The sequence below is a fragment of the Sulfuricaulis sp. genome (assembly GCF_024653915.1).
Lineage (GTDB): Bacteria > Pseudomonadota > Gammaproteobacteria > Acidiferrobacterales > Sulfurifustaceae > Sulfuricaulis.
In genome coordinates, this window is the sequence record NZ_JANLGY010000020.1 from 152925 (window position 1) to 170898 (window position 17974).

A 17974-nucleotide genomic window follows, 5' to 3' on the forward strand; every position below is an offset into this window, starting at 1 on the left:
ACATATGGGTACCCTCACCAATAAGCGCATCCTGCTCGGCGTCACCGGCGGCATTGCCGCCTATAAAAGCGCCGATGCCGTCCGGCGCCTGCGCGAGGCCGGCGCCGAGGTGCGCGTCATCATGACAGCCGGGGCAACGGAATTCATCACGGCTTTAACCCTTCAGGCGGTGAGCGGTCACCCGGTCTATCAGCACATGTTCGATACCGGTGCCGAAGCAGGCGATGTACAGGGACGTACAAGTGCCGCGGGAGGCAGGATGCCGAGAGCGGCCATGGAACATATTGATTTGGCGCGCTGGGCCGACATCGTGCTGGTCGCTCCGGCCAGCGCGAATTTTCTGGCGCGACTGGCGCAGGGCCGCGCTGACGATCTGCTGACAACCGTATGTCTCGCGACTGAAGTGCCTGTCGCTGTCGCGCCAGCCATGAACCAGCAGATGTGGAGCAATGCCGCGACTCAGTCGAATCTCGCTATGCTCAAAAAAAATGGCATCAGCATTTTCGGCCCGGCGGAGGGATCGCAGGCCTGCGGTGAAGTCGGCCCCGGGCGCATGCTGGAGCCGGCCGATCTCGTGAAGCTGGTTTCTGATCTGTTCACCACCGGTGAACTCGATGGACTAACCATGATTGTCACAGCCGGTCCCACCTGGGAAACGATCGATCCGGTGCGAGGACTGACCAATCGCAGCTCCGGCAAGATGGGCTATGCCGTCGCCGAAGCCGCCGTCGAAGCCGGGGCGCGGGTGATTCTGATTTCGGGACCCACGTCGTTACCCGATCCTGCGCGCGTGCAAACGATCCGTGTGGAGAGCGCGCAGGAAATGTACGATGCCGTGCACGCCCATGTGCGCGCGACGAATATTTTCATCGGCGTGGCGGCGGTCGCCGATTATCGTCCGGCACAGAAAGCTGGCAATAAAATCAAGAAAACCGATGAAACGATGACGCTGGAGCTGACGCGCAACCCTGATATCCTGGCGAGCGTGGCGGCACTCAAGCCCGCGCCGTTTACCGTGGGTTTCGCAGCCGAAACGGAAGACCTTGAACAACAGGCGCGCCAGAAGCTCAAAAATAAAAACCTCGATCTCGTCGCGGCCAACCGCGTAGGCCCCGGTCTCGGGTTCGGCACGGATGAAAGCAGCCTGCTGCTGGTCGAGCATGAGACCGTTACCGAGCTTCCGATCCAGCCAAAGACAAAGCTTGCGCGCGCGCTGATCCACCATATCGCCGCAAGATATCGCGCCAAAAAATTCGCCACCGTGCACGTCCTACGGAGACCCTGATGCAGAAAGTGGAAGTGAAAATCCTCGACAAGCGTATCGGCGCCGAATTTCCAATGCCACACTACGCCACTCACGGTTCCGCGGGCATGGACATGTACGCCTGCCTGGACGAACACCTGCACATCGCTCCCGGTGAGACACATCTTATTCCTTCGGGCATCGCCATTCACATCGGCGAAGCCGGTCTCGCCGCGGTGTTGCTGCCGCGCTCCGGACTCGGACACAAACACGGCATTGTTCTTGGGAACCTCGTCGGACTCATCGATTCGGATTATCAGGGCCAGATATTCATTTCGGTATGGAACCGCGGCCATGAGCAGTTCACCATCGAGCCCGGCGACCGCATCGCCCAGATGGTGTTCGTTCCGGTGGTGCAGGCGCAATTCAGCGTCGTCAAGGAATTCGAGGAGAGCCGTCGCGGTGAGGGCGGTTTTGGCCACTCCGGAAGAAAATAACCTGATCTTGCCGTCGCATATCCGTAATTTACCGCCACGGGTCGGAAGTCAGGGCACCTTGCTGGCTAGCGTCGGCGGCGTCTTCTATGTTTACAGATAGGACAATCATTGTCCGGTGCAGGCCCGTTACGGCCTGACAAGAGGATTCGCGGTACATGGCCCAGTCGCTGACACGCATTCATCTTCAGGTATTCCTGATTCTGTTATTGTGCTTCTCGGCGATCGGTTATGCCGGTTACCTCGCCCTGCGCGACATGCAGTGGTCGTCCTATCGTGAACGGGTTTTACAAACCTCTCAAGAAACGGCTGCCCGGATAAACAGGCTTTTGACACAACAACGTCAGGCGCTTGAAAAAACGACACGCCTGCCTGCCGTGGTAATGGCGCTGCAACGTGGCTCTTCTGTGGCTCGATCGCATAAAGAGGATGAAATTGAATCCCAGCTGCCCGGTGTTGTCTCGGTCCAATTGATGTCGCACAACAATTCCGGAGGTTTGTCGTCCGCAGAGGCGCTTGATCCGGCTTGCCTCGACTACGTCCAGCGCATGGCAAAAACGAACACACCGGCTGTTCCGGAATTTCATGCCACGGGAACACCCGCTGCGCATTATGACCTGGCGGCACCCATCATGAATGAGAACCGGAGTCTGGCAGGATATCTTCTGGCCAGATTTTCCAGCGCGCCCTTGCAAGCGATTCTTGATCAATCCCTGCCTCCACATGCCTACATGGAATTGCAGCAGCCTGTGTCGGGCGCAGAAACACAGGCTGTGCTGACGGCAGGCGAGCCCTCCGATACGGTTACTGTCAGCAGTGAACTCGGCAATAGCCACTGGACACTGATATATCAGCCGGCTGAAACACCCTCTCTGATCCTGTCCGGAAGCAGAAAAATTTACTTTGCCATAATTCTCTCAGCCTTCGTCATTATCACTATCGTTCTGTTTCGCCTCTACCGAAAAACTCTCAAGGCAGTGCGGCACGATATTCATTCGTTGGTTCGAATGTTCCGCGACCTGCGTGAAGGCAGCGTGCGGGTCGAGTATCCGATGGCTTTGCGGGAATTCGCCGAGATTTTTGATTATCTGCGTGACCGTGGCCAAAAACTGGTCAAGGAAAAGGAAAAACTCAGGGACATGGGACTGATGGATCACCTGTCGCAGCTCGGTAACCGCCGGCACTTCGAGACGCGACTGCAAGAGCTGTTCGACGCCTCCAAGGCCAGTGGTCTCTCATCCGTGCTCATGATCGACATGGATCATTTCAAAGCCGTAAACGACAAACATGGACATGATGCCGGCGATGCGCTGATCGTCGGCTTCGCCAATGCCCTGCGCAAGGTGGTGCGCCAGACTGACGTACTCGCCCGTCTCGGCGGCGATGAGTTCTGCATCATCTACTCTTACGCGCCACTGGAAAAAGCCACGGTGCTGGTGGAACGCCTGCGCAAGCAGCTGCCGCGCGAAATACTGCTGACCAAGGGCGTGATGCATCAGCTGCGCTGGACTGGCGGCCTGAGCGCCATGTCCGACAAGGACACTAAACCGGACGATGTATTGTGGCGCGCTGACCAGGCACTGCTGCAGGCCAAGGAAGCCGGACGCAATGTTACAAAAGTTTCTGACCCCGTCGCCGGTCTTCCCGCGAAAAAGAAGATCATCGTTGGCTGATGATGGTGTTTTTTCGTCGCGGGGCTGCGCTTCACCTCGCCTGATGCGAAGGGATGCGGTAAACTGCCTCGTCGAAGCTTCCAATCCATAAAAAAACCATGTCAATATCCAAACCCGCCGGCATCGCGGCGGCACACGACCTTCCTGCGGAGATCTTCAAGGCCTATGACATCCGGGGCATTGTCGGCAAGACACTCACGCCGGAAATCGTCGAGCGCATCGGGCAGGCCCTGGGCAGCGAGGCGCTGGCAATAAAACAGAAGCGCTTCGTGATCGGACGCGACGGGCGCCTTTCGGGACCAGAACTGTCGGCGGCACTGGCGCGCGGCATCGCCCGCAGCGGCTGCGACGTGGTGGACATCGGCATGGTACCGACCCCGGTGGTGTATTTCGCGATCCAGCATCTCGGCGCCGGCTCTGGCGTAGCCGTTACCGGCAGCCACAACCCTCCCGATTACAACGGCCTCAAGATGGTCATCGGCGGCATTACCCTCTCGGGTGAGCTGATTCAGAAGCTGCGTGTTCGCATACTCAATAACGATCTGGTATCGGGCCAGGGAAATATCTCATCGTCAGACGTACGCGCAGCCTATCTCGATCGTGTGGTCAGTGACGTAAAGCTCGCGCGCCCGATGCGCGTGGCCGTGGACTGCGGCAATGGCGTGGCGGGCGAGATGGCTCCTCAATTACTCAAGCGCCTCGGCTGTCAGGTCACTGAACTTTTCTGCAAAATTGACGGTACTTTTCCCAATCATCACCCCGATCCGAGCAAACCGGAAAATCTCGAAGATCTGATCGCCGAAATCAGAAAGGGCGGTTACGACGTGGGCCTGGCCTTCGACGGTGATGGCGACCGCCTCGGCGTCATCGCGCCGGACGGCCACGTAATCTGGGCCGATCGCCAGATGATCCTGTACGCGCGTGACGTGTTGTCGCGTCATCCCGGCGGCGAAATCATCTACGACGTCAAATGCTCGCGCACGCTCGATGCCGAAATCCGAAAGGCCGGCGGCAAGCCCACCATGTGGAAAACCGGACACTCGTTCATCAAGGCCAAGCTCAGAGAAACCGGCGCCTTGCTCGCCGGTGAAATGAGCGGGCATATCTTCTTCAAGGAACGCTGGTATGGCTTCGACGACGGGCTCTACACCGCCGCGCGCCTGCTTGAATTACTCTCGCGCGACCCACGCCCGACGCAGGAAATCTTCGCCTCCCTGCCCAACACGGTGAACACACCGGAATTGAATCTCAAGTTTGCCGAGAGCGAGCATTTCACCGTTATCAAGGAACTGGTCCAACGTGCGCACTTTCCAGACGCGAAACTCACCACCATCGACGGCCTGCGCGCGGATTTCCCCGACGGCTTCGGCCTCGTGCGTGCCTCCAACACCACACCGGTGCTGGTGTTCCGCTTCGAAGGTGACAACAAAGAAGCATTGGAAAGAATTCAGAAACGCTTCCGCGAACTCGTCCTGGCCGTCCGTCCGGGGCTTGCGCTCCCGTTTTAATCGTTTTCCAATAACCGTTTCTCAAAAACCGCCCGCCAGCTCGGTGAAAGCGCGGGCAGGCGCGCGGCGCGTTCGTATTCCTCACGCGTGCCGCGGTCATGCCGCAGCCGGAACACGTCGCTCACGCAGAGAGAATCGGCATCGTGCGCGACCCGCTCGATGGCATCACCCGCGGCTACCCTTCCCTCCTGCAACACTCGCAGATAAAAACCGGTGCGATTGGCCGTGGCGAAACGGGCGGGGAATTGATCGTCACCCATGCGGATACCGAGCTTGAAACAGGGCGAGCGCGGCTGGGTGACCTGCACCCGCGCCTTCCCGATCTGAAATTCATCGCCGATGCAGACCGTATCTTCCAGCCAGCCGGTAATGGTGAAATTCTCCCCAAAATGCCCATGGGAAAAATCGTCACGCCCCAGCTCGGCTTCCCAGAAAGCGTAATGTTCGAACGGATAGGCATAGACCGCCTTGTCCGCCCCGCCGTGCACGCGCAAATCGGCCTGACCGTCGCCGTCCAGGTTCAGGTGCCGCAATAATATCGGCCCGACCACCGGTTCCTTGAATATGCCGGTACTTACCACCCGGCCCTCGTGGGGTACCGGACGGGGCATGCCAATGTTGACGGACATCAATTTCATCGCCTTGCCTCTGCGTAGAATGGGAATTAGCGGGGATATTGCCGGTCAATGTATACCGCAATCCGTCTTGAGGCTAAACTATTGATCATGCTGCACTGGTTTCTCACAGAACTGAAGACCATCGGACGGAGCACACTTGCCCTGGCGGGCGTGCTGTGGCTAATCGCCGCTGGCGCCCCCTGCGTCATGGCACAAACGTCGGCGCCGGACTCCGTTCCCAGCCACTGCCCGGAGCACGCGAAGCATAATGGCGCCGGACATGCCGTCATGCCGGATTGCGGACCCGTGACCGCGATCAACTGCCAGTTGCCCGACACGGGCACGCCGCTTGCAGCCAGCCTCGGCGATTTCGCCATGACACCGGTGTTATTGGTTACCCTGCCGGTTCCTGTGATGCTGTCGGACAACGGCCAGCAGCCGCGGCCCGATTTCTTCGCTCCCGATATTCACGCTCCTCCGCTTCACATCCGGTATCTCAAGCTGATCTTGTAGTTCTCTCCCGCGCGTTCACACGCGCTGTCGTTTTTTGTTCACGACTGCAAGGAGAGATTCATGTTTATTCGTTCTGTTTTACCCCGCATCGCGGGAATCCTGATCATCCAGCTGGCCACTATGTCCGGCGCCCTGGCGGCGCCTGAATTGACGTTGGCCGAGGCCGAACGCCTGGCGCTCGAACACGCGCCTTGGCTCGCGCACCACCGCACCAACGTGGATGCCGCCGCCGAACGCGCGGTGTACGAAGGAAGACTGCCAGACCCGCAACTCGTCGTTGGCGCACTCAACGTTCCCGTCGATACCTACAAGTTCAATCAAGAGGACATGACCATGACCATGGTCGGCATACGCCAGTCGTTTCCTCCCGGCGATACGCTCAAGCTCAAGGAACAACGCGCCGAGAAGGAGCTCACGCGCGAGCAAGTGCGCGTGGACATGGAGCGCCGCAATCTGCTGCGGCAGGTGCGCCAGACATGGATCGAGCTCTATTTCCAGCAACAGTCGCTGAACACGCTGGAAGAGCTGCGCCGCCTCGCGCGTAAACAACTGGAAGCGGCGGAGGCGCGCTATCGTGCCGCGCAGGAAATGCAGCAGACAGTGCTGAAAGCGCGTCAGGCACTGGCGCGCGTGCATGAACGTGAACCAATGCTACGCGCGCAGGCATCACGCTTGCAGGCGCAGTTGGCGCGCTGGGTGGGCGAGGCCGCCTATCAGCCCCTGCCATCCGAACTCCCTTCCCTGCCGGTTGTATCTGAAACATTCGATCACACCCGGCACCCCGAATGGCTCGCGGCCCAATACGGGCTGGAACAAGCGCGCATCGAGGTCGAGATGGCGCGCCAGGAATACAAGCCGGGATGGATGTTCGATCTTTCCTACGGTTTCCGCCGGCCGATGCCGGACGGCACTGAGCGACCGGACATGGTGACCGCGATGGTGACGCTGGATGTGCCCATCTTCCGGGAGAAGCGCCAGGACCGGCGGCTGGCGGAAAAACAGGCCATGGAAACCGGCGCCCATTATGAAATCGAAGACAAGCGTCGCGAGCTCGAGGTCATGTACCGCTCCATGCGCGCCGAATTCGAGGCGCTGGTCGAGCGCGAGAAAATATTTGTGCAGGAGCTGCTTCCCGCCACCCGCCGCGAGTCCCAGGTCACCGTGGCCGGGTTTGCGCGCGATCAGGCCGAGAACCGCGAAGCGCTCATGAAGGCGTTCGACACCGAACTTGAATACACGCGCCTGCGCGCAGATCGGGCCAAGGCACAGGCGGAACTTTTGTACCTTACCGGAGAACCACAGCCATGAATCGGAAAACGAAACTCACTGTGACAGCCGGCGCTGTCGTTGTACTGGGCATCGCCGTTGGTTGGTATTTTCTGGGTTCCAGCAAAAGTCCTGTCGACATCGAAAACGGTGTAAAGACGGAGCGCCAGATTCTCTACTGGACCGACCCCATGGTGCCCGGATATCGCAGCGACACGCCCGGCAAGTCGCCATTCATGGACATGGATCTCGTGCCGGTTTACGCGGACGAGGCCGGTGGCAGCGGCGCCCCGGTGATCACGGTCCGACCGGAGTTCATCCAGAATTTTGGCGTGCGGACACACAAGGTGACAAAGGGAGGCGCCGTACACACTATCACGGCGCAGGGCTATTTATTTCGTGACAGTAGCGGTCTTCGGGTTCTGCTGGACACTTTCGACCGCGAAATGAACTGGGTGCGTGCGGGATTGCCCGCAGAAATCCGTGTTACGGATTTTCCGGGGCGTCAATGGAACGGGACGGTAGAAAGCGTGAAATCCGACGTGGATGTCGGCACGCGATCCCTCAAGGCAAGTATACGCATCACCAATCCGGATGCCGTGCTCAAACCCAACATGTATGCCGAGGTGATCATCCGGGACCTGCGGCGCCACGACCAGAAAATCATGGTGCCGACTGAAGCACTGATCCGGACCGGATTCCGTACTGCCCTGCTGCTGGCACTGGGCGGCGGCCGGTTTCAGCCGATCGAGGTGGTGCCGGGCGAGGAATCCGGCGACTGGATAGAAATCCATCAGGGCATCAAGGAAGGCGATGTGGTCGTGACATCGGGCCAGTTCCTGATTGATTCCGAGGCGAGCGTGCGTGCGAGCTTCCAGCGCATGGAATCCGCGCCCGCCGATCCGCAGACCGGCAATCAGGGGAATAAACCGTGATTCTCCACATCATTCGCTGGTCCGTCCGCAATCGATTCCTAGTCCTTCTGCTGACGGCCATCTTGGTCGCTTGGGGGATATTCTCCCTCGTGCGCACTCCGCTAGATGCTATCCCCGACCTTTCCGACGTGCAGGTCATCGTCCAGACCAGCTATCCCGGCCAGGCGCCGCAGGTGGTGGAAGATCAGGTGACCTACCCGCTGACAACCGCCATGCTCTCGGTGCCGGGGGCGACGACCGTCCGCGGGTTTTCCCAGTTCGGCGAGTCTTTCGTGTATGTGCTCTTCAAGGACGGGACCGATCTTTACTGGGCGCGCTCGCGCGTGCTCGAGTACCTGAGCCAGGTTCTTCCGCGCCTGCCGCGCGGTGCGCGGCCCGCGCTCGGGCCGGATGCCACGGGTGTCGGCTGGGTTTACGAATACGCACTGATAGACCGCACTGGCAAACACGATCTCGCGCAATTACGCACGCTGCAAGACTGGTTTCTCAAATATGAACTGCGCACGATTCCGGGCGTGGCCGAGGTTGCGACCGTGGGCGGCATGGTAAAGCAATACCAGGTGGTGGTGGACCCGGTAAAACTTCGCGCGTACCGGCTCACATTAGAAAACGTTCGCAGCGCTATTCAGAATGCCAATCAGGAAACCGGCGGATCGGTCATCGAAATGGCCGAGGCTGAATACATGGTCCGCGTCCGCGGATATCTCAAGAACGAAAAAGATTTGCGCACCGTACCTCTCGGCGTGACGTCCACTGGCGCGCCCATTCGCCTGGATCATGTGGCCAATATACGGATTGGACCTGAGATGCGACGTGGAATTGCCGAGCTGAACGGCGAAGGCGAAGTCACGGGCGGCATTATCGTCATGCGTCACGGGGGAAATGCGCTGGCCACCATCAACGCGGCCAAGGCCAGGCTTGAGACCCTCAAGAAGAGCCTTCCGGAAGGCGTGGAGATCATAACGACCTATGACCGTTCAGCGGTCATCAAAAATGCCGTGAGCAATCTCACCGGGACGCTCATCGAGGAATTTATCGTGGTGGCGGTTGTATGCCTGGTGTTTCTGTTCCACCTGCGTTCCGCCCTGGTGGTTGTTGTCACGCTGCCGATCGGCATTCTCGTCAGTATCATCATCATGAAATACCAGGGGATCAACGCCAATATCATGTCACTTGGCGGCATCGCCATCGCCATCGGCGCCATGGTGGATGCCGCCATCGTCATGATCGAGAACGTGCACAAGCACATGGAAAAACAAAAGGTAACTGACGAGAACCGCTGGACCATCATCCGCACCGCCACCGAGGAGCTCGGCCCGCCGCTGTTTTATTCGCTGCTCATCATTGCGCTGAGTTTCATCCCGGTGTTTGCCCTCGAAGCCCAGGAGGGGCGGCTGTTTGCTCCGCTGGCCTTCACCAAGACCTACGCCATGGCCGCCGCGGCGGTGCTTTCGATCACGCTGGTGCCCGTGCTCATGGGCTATTTCATCCGTGGTCGCATCCGCGGCGAACAGGAAAATCCCGTGAGCCGCGGGTTGATCCGTGCCTACCGGCCAATGCTGGGCTGGGTGCTGGCACGGCCCAAACAGATATTGTGGGCCGCGACAGCGCTGGTGGCGCTGGGCGTCTTCCCCCTGACACAGCTCGGATCCGAATTCATGCCGGACATGGATGAGGGCGATATCCTGTACATGCCCACCACCCTTCCCAGCCTCGGCGCCGGCAAGGCACAGCAGCTTCTGCAGCAGACGGACCGGATACTTAAAACCTTCCCCGAGGTGGAGAGTGTATTTGGCAAAAGCGGGCGCGCGGAAACAGCAACCGACCCGGCACCGCTTTCCATGTTCGAAACCACGATTCAGCTCAAGCCGAGATCCGAGTGGCGGCCGGGAATGACCGTGAAAAAACTCATCGAGGAGATGAACGAGGCCACGAAGTTTCCGGGGCTGTCCAACGCCTTCGTCATGCCAATCAAGACCCGCATCGACATGCTGACCACCGGCATCCGCACGCCCGTCGGCATCAAGGTTTCCGGGCCATCGCTGGCAACCATCGATCTCATCGGTCGTGACATCGAAACCGCTGTACGCGATGTGAGGGGGACGGTATCGGTTTACTCCGAGCGTGTCACCGGTGCGCGTTATGTGGATGTCCGCATTGACCGCCAGCGTGCCGCGCGCTTCGGCATGAACATCTCCGACATCCAGGACACCGTGGCCACCGCCGTGGGCGGCATGAATATTACTGAAACCATCGAGGGACGGGAACGCTATCCGGTCAATATACGCTATGCCCAGGATATACGCGGTTCACTTGAACGATTACGCGCGTTACCACTGGTCACCATGAGCGGTATCCAGATCGCTCTGTCTGAGGTGGCCGATGTTCGCGTGGTGGACGGCCCGGACATGATACGCAGCGAAAACGCACGTCTTTCAGGATGGACCTACATTGACATGCGTGACCGTGACATCGGTTCCTACGTAGCCGATGCCAGGCGCGCGGTGGAAGAAAAGGTGAAACTGCCGCCAGGTTATTCGCTGCACTGGACCGGCCAGTTCGAGTACATGCAACGCGCCCTCGAACGCCTTAAGGTAGTTATCCCTTTCACGCTGGTCATTATCCTGCTGTTGCTCTACCTCAATTTCCGCAACGGCATGGAAGTGCTGATCGTAATCGGCACCTTGCCGCTGGCACTGGTGGGTGGTTTCTGGTTGCTGTATTTCCTCGGTTACAACCTGTCGGTTGCCGTTGCGGTGGGCTTCATCGCACTGGGCGGCGTGGCGGTCGAAATCGGCGTGGTCATGCTGGCCTACCTCGATCATGCGCTCAAGCGGCGCGAGAATGAGCGCGGTGCGGCGGGCCAGAAGCTATCGGTCAATGATGTGCGCGAGGCGGTCATCGAGGGCGCCCTGTTGCGCGTGCGGCCCGTGACCATGACCAAGGTGGCAATCATCGCCGCCTTGCTGCCAATCTTATGGAGCGAGGGAACGGGGTCAGAGGCCATGCAGCGCATCGCGGCGCCGATGGTGGGCGGCATGCTGAGCGTGGCCATCCTGACGCTCGCCGTGATTCCGGCGGCCTATTTCCTGTGGCAGGAATACCGCATCAGAAAGTCTGGAAAAAAGAATTAAAAGTCACTATCAAAATGAATAACAAAATCCTAAACCACGGGGAACACGGGGAAAAACAAATGGACCAAACCAGATTTCTTGGGCATTTTAGCTATCCCCGTGCTCCCCGTGGTTCTGAGTTTTTATTTTGTTAGACGCATTAGTCGCGCTTGCGCACGTAATAGTGGAAGGTTTTTCCTTCTTCTTCCGTGCGCAGCAGTTCATGACCGGTGCGCTTGCACCAGGCCGGAATGTCCATGCGCGAACCGAAATCGGTTGAAATCAGCTCGAGCACTTCGCCCGGTTGCATGGTCTTGATGGCGCGGTGCGCCTGCTTGAGCGGTTCCGGGCAGCATGTGCCCGAGGTGTCCACCGTCCGGTGTGGTTTGTCCTGGGCCACGACCATCCTCCCTTGTCAGCAATTACTCCATGGATGCCCTAGATTTAATGATTATTTACCGCAAAGACGCGAAGGACGCAAAGAAAAACTCAAGAATTTTGAAGTAAAAATCTTTGCGCTCTTTGTGCTGTACAGGAAGTACGAATGTCGCGGGCGCAGGGATGCGCGGGAGCGACCGCCTTTGCGGTGAGAACTGGTGTTTCTCAGAACTTCCCTAACATATCCTGCCGCCAAGACCGGATATAATCCCGCACCATGGGCAGGAACCGTCTTCCACCGGCCAAGAGCTCGGCCTACATCACGCCACAAGGCGCGCAACGTCTGCGCGAGGAACTGGATTATCTGTGGCGCGTGAAGCGGCCGCAGGTGACGCAGGCGGTATCAGAGGCCGCCGCCCAGGGCGATCGATCGGAAAACGCCGAATATATCTACGGCAAGAAACAATTGCGCGAAATAGACCGGCGCCTGCGTTATCTGCAGAAACGGCTCGAATCGCTGGTGATTGTGGACCGTCCGCCATCCGATGTCTCGCGCGTTTATTTCGGCGCCTGGGTACGGCTGGAAAACGAAGCTGGAAATATCGCTGAATACCGCATCGTCGGCCCGGATGAATTCGATCTCGAAAAAGGCCTGATCAGCATCGACTCGCCGCTGGCCCGCGCGCTGCTCAAGAAAACCGTGGATGACGAGATCACCGTCGTTCTGCCCCAAGGACGTATGGTCTACACCGTCCTGGAAATCAGCTATCGGCGGTTTGACGCAAGGGACCGATAACCCGCGACGCTGGGCCTTTGTTCGTTCTTTTAGAACATTTCTAATGATGGATGGTGGCGTTGTCGTAAGCGACAGGCAACCATCCCGCGTCATTCCAATGCTTAGCCTACTAAATTGGTCTAATATTTGCATAAACAACTAAATCAATTCTAACCGGTGGGGCACCCATCTTGGCGAGCGACTCCAGACGCGTAATCAATGTCTCCATCGGCCTGCTGGCTGTGGGCGTGCTCGTGCTCACCGGCGTACTGGCGCTGAACGCCTGGCGCGATCTCCGATCCGCGCGGCAGACCACGCATATCAACGCGCTGGTGGACACGCTCATCGAGGGCGCCGCGAAGACCGCACTCGAGCGCGGCACCGCCATGATCGCGCTGGGCGAGCCGCGACCGTTACGACCGACGCACCTGCAAAAACTCCGGGATATCCGCGAAGGCTGCAATTCGCTCTGGGAGAAGGCGCAAGCGCTCGCCCGCGAGGCCGCCGCCCATAGCCCGGCCCGGAAAGATCTTGAACAGGACATCGAGCGCACGGCGCGGGCCCACGAGGCACTGCACCGCGTGCGCGTGCATGTGGACAACGATCTGCTTCAGGACCGGAGCGACGATGCCGGCGCCTTCGAATGGTTCGACACCGCCACCCATTACATCAGCGAGACGCGGCATCTGCGCGAGGCCACCGGCGATGCCGTGGCGCAGCCGGGCGAGGCCTTCCTCTACAGTCTGCGGATCAAGCGTTATGCCTGGCTCCTCGCCGAGTACACCGGGCGCGAGCGCGCCGTCATCGGCTATTACATCGGCCGTCATCGCCCGGTACCGGCCGCGCGGCTGGACGATCTCAAGGCCTGGCGCGGCGTGGTCGAACAGGCGAACGAGCGGCTTACGAGCATACTGGAAAGCCAACACGTACCACCCCCGGTCCGCGCCAGCATCGCCTCGATGCTGCAGGACCACAAAAAACGCTTCGAGCCGAGCCGCCGGGCGGTGTACGCCGCCGTCGGCACGGGAAACTATCCACTGACCACCGATACCTGGATGGAATCCGCCACCCACGCGGTGGACGCGGCGCTCATGGTCGTCCACACCGCCTCGACCGAAGTTGACGCCAACCTGAAAGGGGTGACCCGCCTCAGGTCGCAACAACTGGTGTTTTTCCTGGCGCTGACGGTGATCGCTCTTACCGTCGCCACGATCTCCATGACCTGGGTACGCCGCACCGCCAACGCCCTGTTCCACGAAAAAGAGCTTGCCGAGGTGACACTGCATTCCATCGGCGATGCCGTCATCACCACCGATGCGCAAGGCCATGTCGACTACATGAATCCCATCGCCGAGACGCTCACCGGCTGGGGCGTCACGGAGGCGAAGGGGCGCCCGCTGAATGAGGTTTTCCACATCGTTAACGGCGTCACGCGCGAGGCGCAGGTCAATCCGGCTGAAAAATGCCTGAAGGAAAACCGCATTGTCGGCCTGGAAAATAATACAGTGCTGATCAGTCGCGACGGCACGGAACGGGTAGTCGAGGATTCCGCCGCGCCGGTCCGCGACCACGGAGGAAAAATCGTTGGCGCCGTCATGGTCTTCTACGACGTGACGCTGATGCGCAACTCGCCGCATCTGCTCTCGCACCACGCCACACACGATGCGCTCACCGGCCTCATCAACCGGCGCGAGTTCGATCGCCGCCTGACCGCGCTCGTGGAAAACGCCAAGGCCAAGAACCTGCATCACGTCCTGCTCTACCTGGACCTCGACCAGTTCAAGATTGTCAACGATACCTCCGGGCATATCGCCGGCGACAAGCTGCTGCGGCAGTTGTCCTTCCTGCTCAAGAACCGCATTCGCGGTTTGGACACGATTGCCCGCCTCGGCGGCGACGAATTCGGCGTGCTGCTCGAATCCTGCCCGATGGAGCCGGCACTGCGGATAGCCAATGACCTCGTCCGCCTTGTCAACGACTTCCGTTTTGTCTGGGAAGGAACCACATTCGAGATCGGCGTCTCGATCGGCGTGGTTCCCGTCACCGCGGAGAGCGTCAGCCCCGTGGCGCTGCTGAGTCAGGCGGATTCCTCCTGCTATGCGGCCAAGGACAAGGGGCGCAACCGTGTCCACGTGTACCAGCCCGATGACGCGGAAATGCTTCAACGTCATGGAGAAATGCAGTGGGTGTCGCGTATCCGCCGGGCCATCGAAGAGGACCGCTTCGTGCTTTACTGCCACAAGATTCTTCCGCTGACGCCCAACCCGGACGGGGACCGCTACTGCGAAACGCTGCTGCGCATGATCGATGAATCCGGCGCCATCGTGCCGCCGATGGCCTTCCTCCCGGCGGCGGAACGCTACGACCTCATGCCAATCATTGACCGCTGGGTGATACGTAACTCGCTTGCCACCTTCGGAAAACACCGCCGTGAGATTGCCGGTCCCACCCCTAACTGTTTCATCAATCTCGCCGCCGCCTCGTTGTCCGATGAAAACATGTTTGACTTTATCCGCGAGCAGATCGAGTCAGCCGGGATGCCTCCGGAAATGGTTTGTTTCGAAATCACGGAAACCGCCGCCGTGGCGAATCTGGATATTGCCGTGGCTTTCATGGAGAAACTCAAGAAGCTGGGTTGCAAGTTTGCGCTCGATGATTTTGGCAGTGGCATGTCCTCGTTTACCTACCTCAAGAACCTGCCGGTGGATTACCTGAAAATCGACGGCTCCTTCGTCCAGAACATGGCCACCAACCCGACCGATTGCGCCATGGTGGACGCCATCAACCGCGTGGGCCACGTGATGGGGATCAAGACCATCGCCGAATTCGTGAAAGACGCTGCCATCCTGGGAAAGCTCAGGGAACTGGGGGTGGATTATGCGCAGGGCTTCGGCATCGCCATGCCCGTACCGATGGCCCAACACCTGTCCAGTGGAACTAACGGGTGTTGCGCGGTACCGGGCTCGCCGGAGAAACCATCCCCGTGATATATCCTGGAGCGCGATGCAGCCCAGCTTCGGGCCCACGCACAGAATGAATCCGGCTAGGCCGCCGCCGGATTGCCGGAACCGGCAATCCCCGGTGGCCGATCGAAACCGGCCAGCTTGAGAACATCAATTTCGCCGAGCTGCGAGCCGAATTTCTCCACCGGGACCGGCCCGCCAAATAAAAATCCCTGCATATCGTGACAACCGATGGTCTTGAGAAAGCGCGCTTGTTCGCGGGTCTCGACGCCCTCCGCGAGAATGCCGAGCCGCAAGCTTTTCGCCATAACCGCGATCGTGGTGGTGATGGCAGCATCGCCACGGTTGCGGGTGACATCACGAATAAAGGAGCCGTCGATCTTGAGCAGATCGATGGGGAAACGCCGCAGATAATTGAGCGAGGAATAACCGGTTCCAAAATCGTCGATGGAAAGCGTCACGCCGATTTCCTTGAGCTCGTGCATCAAGTCCAGCGCCTGCTCGGCATCGTCCACTAACACGGATTCAGTGAGTTCCAGCTCCAGGGAACGGGCCGGCAATCCGCTTTCCTCGAGCGCCTGGCGCACACTGCCCGGCAAGGTTCCGGCGCGGAACTGCTTCATGGACAGGTTCACGGAAACATTCAGCGAGTGGTGTCCCGCTTCATGCCAGCGCCGTCCCTGCAGACAGGCCTGCTGCAGTACCCATTCCCCCACAGGAATCACCAGGCCGGTGTCCTCCAATAACGGGATGAAGTCATCCGGCATGACCAGTCCGCGGCTGGGATGCTGCCAGCGCAACAGCGCCTCCGCGCCCGTCACGGTTCCGGTGGCGGTGTTGACCCGCGGCTGGTAATAAATAAGAAATTCCCTGTTCTGCAAGGCCTGGCGCAAACCCAGCTCATAGTCGAGGCTCTCCTGGGCGCGCGCTTCCATCTCCTGCGTATAAAAGACAAAGCAGTTGCGGCCGGACTCCTTGGCGGCGTGCATCGCGGCGTTGGCGTCCTTGAGCAGCCGCTGGATATCCTGTGTGACGCCAGGATAGAGGGCGATACCGATGCTGGCAGTGACGACAATCTCACGACCACCGATTTTCATCGGTTCGGAGAATTTCTGAATCAGCCGGTTGGCCGCCTGCGCGGCATGCTCGTTTGAAGGCAGCCGCTCCAATATAACCGTGAACTCATCTCCGCCGATGCGGCAAGCCGTGTCCGAGGCCCGCAGACAGGCGCGAATGCGCTTCGCTGCCTCGATCAGAACTGTGTCACCACACTCGTGCCCCAGGCTGTCATTGATGACCTTGAAGCGGTCGATGTCAATGAACATGACCCCCAGCGATTTCTGCGCGCGGTTGGCCACAGCCGTGGCATGCTGAAACCGGTCCTTGAACAGCGAACGGTTCGGCAGTCCGGTTAGCGGGTCATGATAGGCCATGTAATGCATCTGCTCCGCCTGCGCCCGTCGCTCCGAACTTTCATGCAACCGTATGATGCGGTCCGCGCGGCGCACGATCATCAACAGAAAAAGATAAAGCAGAAACAGGATGAAAATAACGCCTGTGAATACCTTATATTGCGTTCGCTCGATCTCCGCCACCAGAGACGTTACATCGGAGTAAATTTCAAAAACTCCCTCGACAGGGCCGCCCGGTATTCTGCGAACAGGAATGTATGACGACAACAGATTGCGGTTTTCTATGACCTGTTCGGTGGCGGAAAAACGATCGCGAAACACCAGATCGCTTTCGGTCTGTCCGGCTTTGGCCTTCTGAAAACCGGCATTGCCGGCCTTGTGCTCACCGATCTGCTTCGGTTCCGTCGAGTAAACCGTCAGACCGGACATATCGTATATCTTCACCTTGACTACATGCAAACCACGAATCTTCTGGAGCACATCCTCGCGCAGACTGGCCACTTCGAGTTGTGACGCAAGTTCGTGCGCGGGAATGCCGGCAGCGCGCGTAACAAAGTCAGCGTATTTGGGCCACAAGGAGTTGGAAAGTGACTGGGCGAGGAAAACGTTAGACTGCGTTTGCTGCTCCATCAGGGATCGCACCGCAATCGTGCGATAAAAAACGCCGAGCGCGGCCGCCACCAGAACGATGCCAAGAAGACTCGCGATGGAATAGGTGCGTGTGAGGCGAAACATTACTTGCCCCTCGAAGTTAATCTGCTCTTTTCTTCAAGCGGCATCTGAAAGAAATTCGAGTTCAACCAGTTCCAGACCGTCAATCGAGGTGCATTGCACCACCACGGCGTAGTGGCAAATAATATTCGTATCTGCATGGGGTAAAATGTCAGTGGTCGCCACCCCTTCCCTGACGCCGGAAAGCACCTGAAAGCGACGCGCCTTGCACTGTATTCCTGTCCGGGTTTCCATGGCCTGCTCCTTGTAGCCTTCCTGTCTCAGGAAGTGCATAGGTTGTGCCATAAACAGCTATATCCCTGACTCCCGCTGGGGATGCACCAAAATGACCCAGGGCTGAAAATAGGCCGAA

The 17974-nt window shown here is 59.1% G+C and carries 14 protein-coding genes; 10 read left to right on the top strand and 4 right to left on the bottom strand.

The window, feature by feature from the left end; all coding sequences use genetic code 11:
- Nucleotides 1-4 precede the first annotated feature (4 nt).
- The 4 genes from coaBC (at nucleotide 5) to NUV55_RS10545 (ending at nucleotide 4918) form a co-directional block, all read left to right on the top strand.
- A complete protein-coding gene (coaBC, locus tag NUV55_RS10530) occupies nucleotides 5-1285 on the top strand; it encodes a bifunctional phosphopantothenoylcysteine decarboxylase/phosphopantothenate--cysteine ligase CoaBC (protein WP_296672757.1) in 1281 nt (426 codons plus the stop codon).
- Nucleotides 1282-1740 (top strand): dUTP diphosphatase, encoded by a 459-nt coding sequence (gene dut / locus NUV55_RS10535; RefSeq protein ID WP_296672804.1) that lies wholly within the window; start codon nucleotides 1282-1284, stop codon nucleotides 1738-1740. Before coaBC ends, dut begins: the two co-directional genes overlap by 4 nt.
- 155 nt (nucleotides 1741-1895) lie before the next feature.
- Nucleotides 1896-3410: a diguanylate cyclase gene (locus tag NUV55_RS10540; RefSeq protein ID WP_296672759.1), complete on the top strand. Its 1515-nt coding sequence runs from the start codon at nucleotides 1896-1898 to the stop codon at nucleotides 3408-3410.
- A gap of 98 nt (nucleotides 3411-3508) precedes the next feature.
- Nucleotides 3509-4918: a phosphomannomutase/phosphoglucomutase gene (locus tag NUV55_RS10545; RefSeq protein ID WP_296672761.1), complete on the top strand. Its 1410-nt coding sequence runs from the start codon at nucleotides 3509-3511 to the stop codon at nucleotides 4916-4918.
- Here the strand turns inward: NUV55_RS10545 and NUV55_RS10550 are convergent.
- Nucleotides 4915-5556, bottom strand: coding sequence for an MOSC domain-containing protein (locus tag NUV55_RS10550; protein ID WP_296672764.1), 642 nt, complete (start codon nucleotides 5554-5556; stop codon nucleotides 4915-4917). The genes NUV55_RS10545 and NUV55_RS10550 overlap by 4 nt on opposite strands.
- 48 nt (nucleotides 5557-5604) lie before the next feature.
- Between NUV55_RS10550 and NUV55_RS10555 the strand changes: the two genes are divergently transcribed.
- From NUV55_RS10555 to NUV55_RS10570, 4 genes are read left to right on the top strand one after another with little or no spacing between them, the layout of a single operon-like run.
- Nucleotides 5605-6048, top strand: coding sequence for a hypothetical protein (locus NUV55_RS10555; RefSeq protein WP_296672766.1), 444 nt, complete (start codon nucleotides 5605-5607; stop codon nucleotides 6046-6048).
- A 60-nt stretch (nucleotides 6049-6108) separates the two neighbouring features.
- Nucleotides 6109-7356, top strand: coding sequence for a TolC family protein (locus tag NUV55_RS10560; protein WP_296672769.1), 1248 nt, complete (start codon nucleotides 6109-6111; stop codon nucleotides 7354-7356).
- Nucleotides 7353-8249 (top strand): efflux RND transporter periplasmic adaptor subunit, encoded by an 897-nt coding sequence (locus tag NUV55_RS10565; RefSeq protein WP_296672772.1) that lies wholly within the window; start codon nucleotides 7353-7355, stop codon nucleotides 8247-8249. The genes NUV55_RS10560 and NUV55_RS10565 overlap by 4 nt, the downstream gene beginning before the upstream one ends.
- Entirely contained in the window at nucleotides 8246-11383 is a 3138-nt protein-coding gene (locus NUV55_RS10570; protein ID WP_296672773.1) for an efflux RND transporter permease subunit, read from the top strand. The genes NUV55_RS10565 and NUV55_RS10570 overlap by 4 nt, the downstream gene beginning before the upstream one ends.
- Before the next feature lie 139 nt (nucleotides 11384-11522).
- Here the strand turns inward: NUV55_RS10570 and NUV55_RS10575 are convergent, their stop codons facing one another.
- On the bottom strand, nucleotides 11523-11762 hold the full coding sequence (locus NUV55_RS10575; protein ID WP_296672776.1) for a sulfurtransferase TusA family protein: 240 nt from the start codon (nucleotides 11760-11762) through the stop codon (nucleotides 11523-11525).
- Between the two features lie 255 nt (nucleotides 11763-12017).
- Between NUV55_RS10575 and greB the strand changes: the two genes are divergently transcribed.
- Both greB and NUV55_RS10585 read left to right on the top strand, forming a co-directional pair.
- Entirely contained in the window at nucleotides 12018-12536 is a 519-nt protein-coding gene (gene greB, locus NUV55_RS10580; protein WP_296672777.1) for a transcription elongation factor GreB, read from the top strand.
- A 170-nt stretch (nucleotides 12537-12706) separates the two neighbouring features.
- Nucleotides 12707-15502: an EAL domain-containing protein gene (locus NUV55_RS10585; protein ID WP_296672779.1), complete on the top strand. Its 2796-nt coding sequence runs from the start codon at nucleotides 12707-12709 to the stop codon at nucleotides 15500-15502.
- Nucleotides 15503-15558: 56 nt separating this feature from the next.
- Here NUV55_RS10585 and NUV55_RS10590 read toward each other — a convergent pair whose 3' ends face one another.
- The gene (locus NUV55_RS10590) at nucleotides 15559-17625 is read right to left on the bottom strand and encodes an EAL domain-containing protein (RefSeq protein WP_296672780.1); all 2067 of its coding nucleotides are present in this window, start codon (nucleotides 17623-17625) and stop codon (nucleotides 15559-15561) included.
- Between the two features lie 33 nt (nucleotides 17626-17658).
- Nucleotides 17659-17907 (bottom strand): hypothetical protein, encoded by a 249-nt coding sequence (locus tag NUV55_RS10595; RefSeq protein WP_296672783.1) that lies wholly within the window; start codon nucleotides 17905-17907, stop codon nucleotides 17659-17661.
- Nucleotides 17908-17974: the final 67 nt, after the last annotated feature.

Excerpts from the sequence above, each read along its gene's own strand:
- coaBC (WP_296672757.1), top strand. The coding sequence starts at position 5 with ATGGGTACCCTCACCAATAAGCGCATCCTGCTCGGCGTCACCGGCGGC.
- NUV55_RS10540 (WP_296672759.1), top strand. The coding sequence starts at position 1,896 with ATGGCCCAGTCGCTGACACGCATTCATCTTCAGGTATTCCTGATTCTG.
- NUV55_RS10545 (WP_296672761.1), top strand. The coding sequence starts at position 3,509 with ATGTCAATATCCAAACCCGCCGGCATCGCGGCGGCACACGACCTTCCT.
- NUV55_RS10550 (WP_296672764.1), bottom strand. The coding sequence starts at position 5,556 with ATGAAATTGATGTCCGTCAACATTGGCATGCCCCGTCCGGTACCCCAC.
- NUV55_RS10555 (WP_296672766.1), top strand. The coding sequence starts at position 5,605 with ATGTATACCGCAATCCGTCTTGAGGCTAAACTATTGATCATGCTGCAC.
- NUV55_RS10560 (WP_296672769.1), top strand. The coding sequence starts at position 6,109 with ATGTTTATTCGTTCTGTTTTACCCCGCATCGCGGGAATCCTGATCATC.
- NUV55_RS10565 (WP_296672772.1), top strand. The coding sequence starts at position 7,353 with ATGAATCGGAAAACGAAACTCACTGTGACAGCCGGCGCTGTCGTTGTA.
- greB (WP_296672777.1), top strand. The coding sequence starts at position 12,018 with ATGGGCAGGAACCGTCTTCCACCGGCCAAGAGCTCGGCCTACATCACG.
- NUV55_RS10590 (WP_296672780.1), bottom strand. The coding sequence starts at position 17,625 with ATGTTTCGCCTCACACGCACCTATTCCATCGCGAGTCTTCTTGGCATC.
- NUV55_RS10595 (WP_296672783.1), bottom strand. The coding sequence starts at position 17,907 with ATGGCACAACCTATGCACTTCCTGAGACAGGAAGGCTACAAGGAGCAG.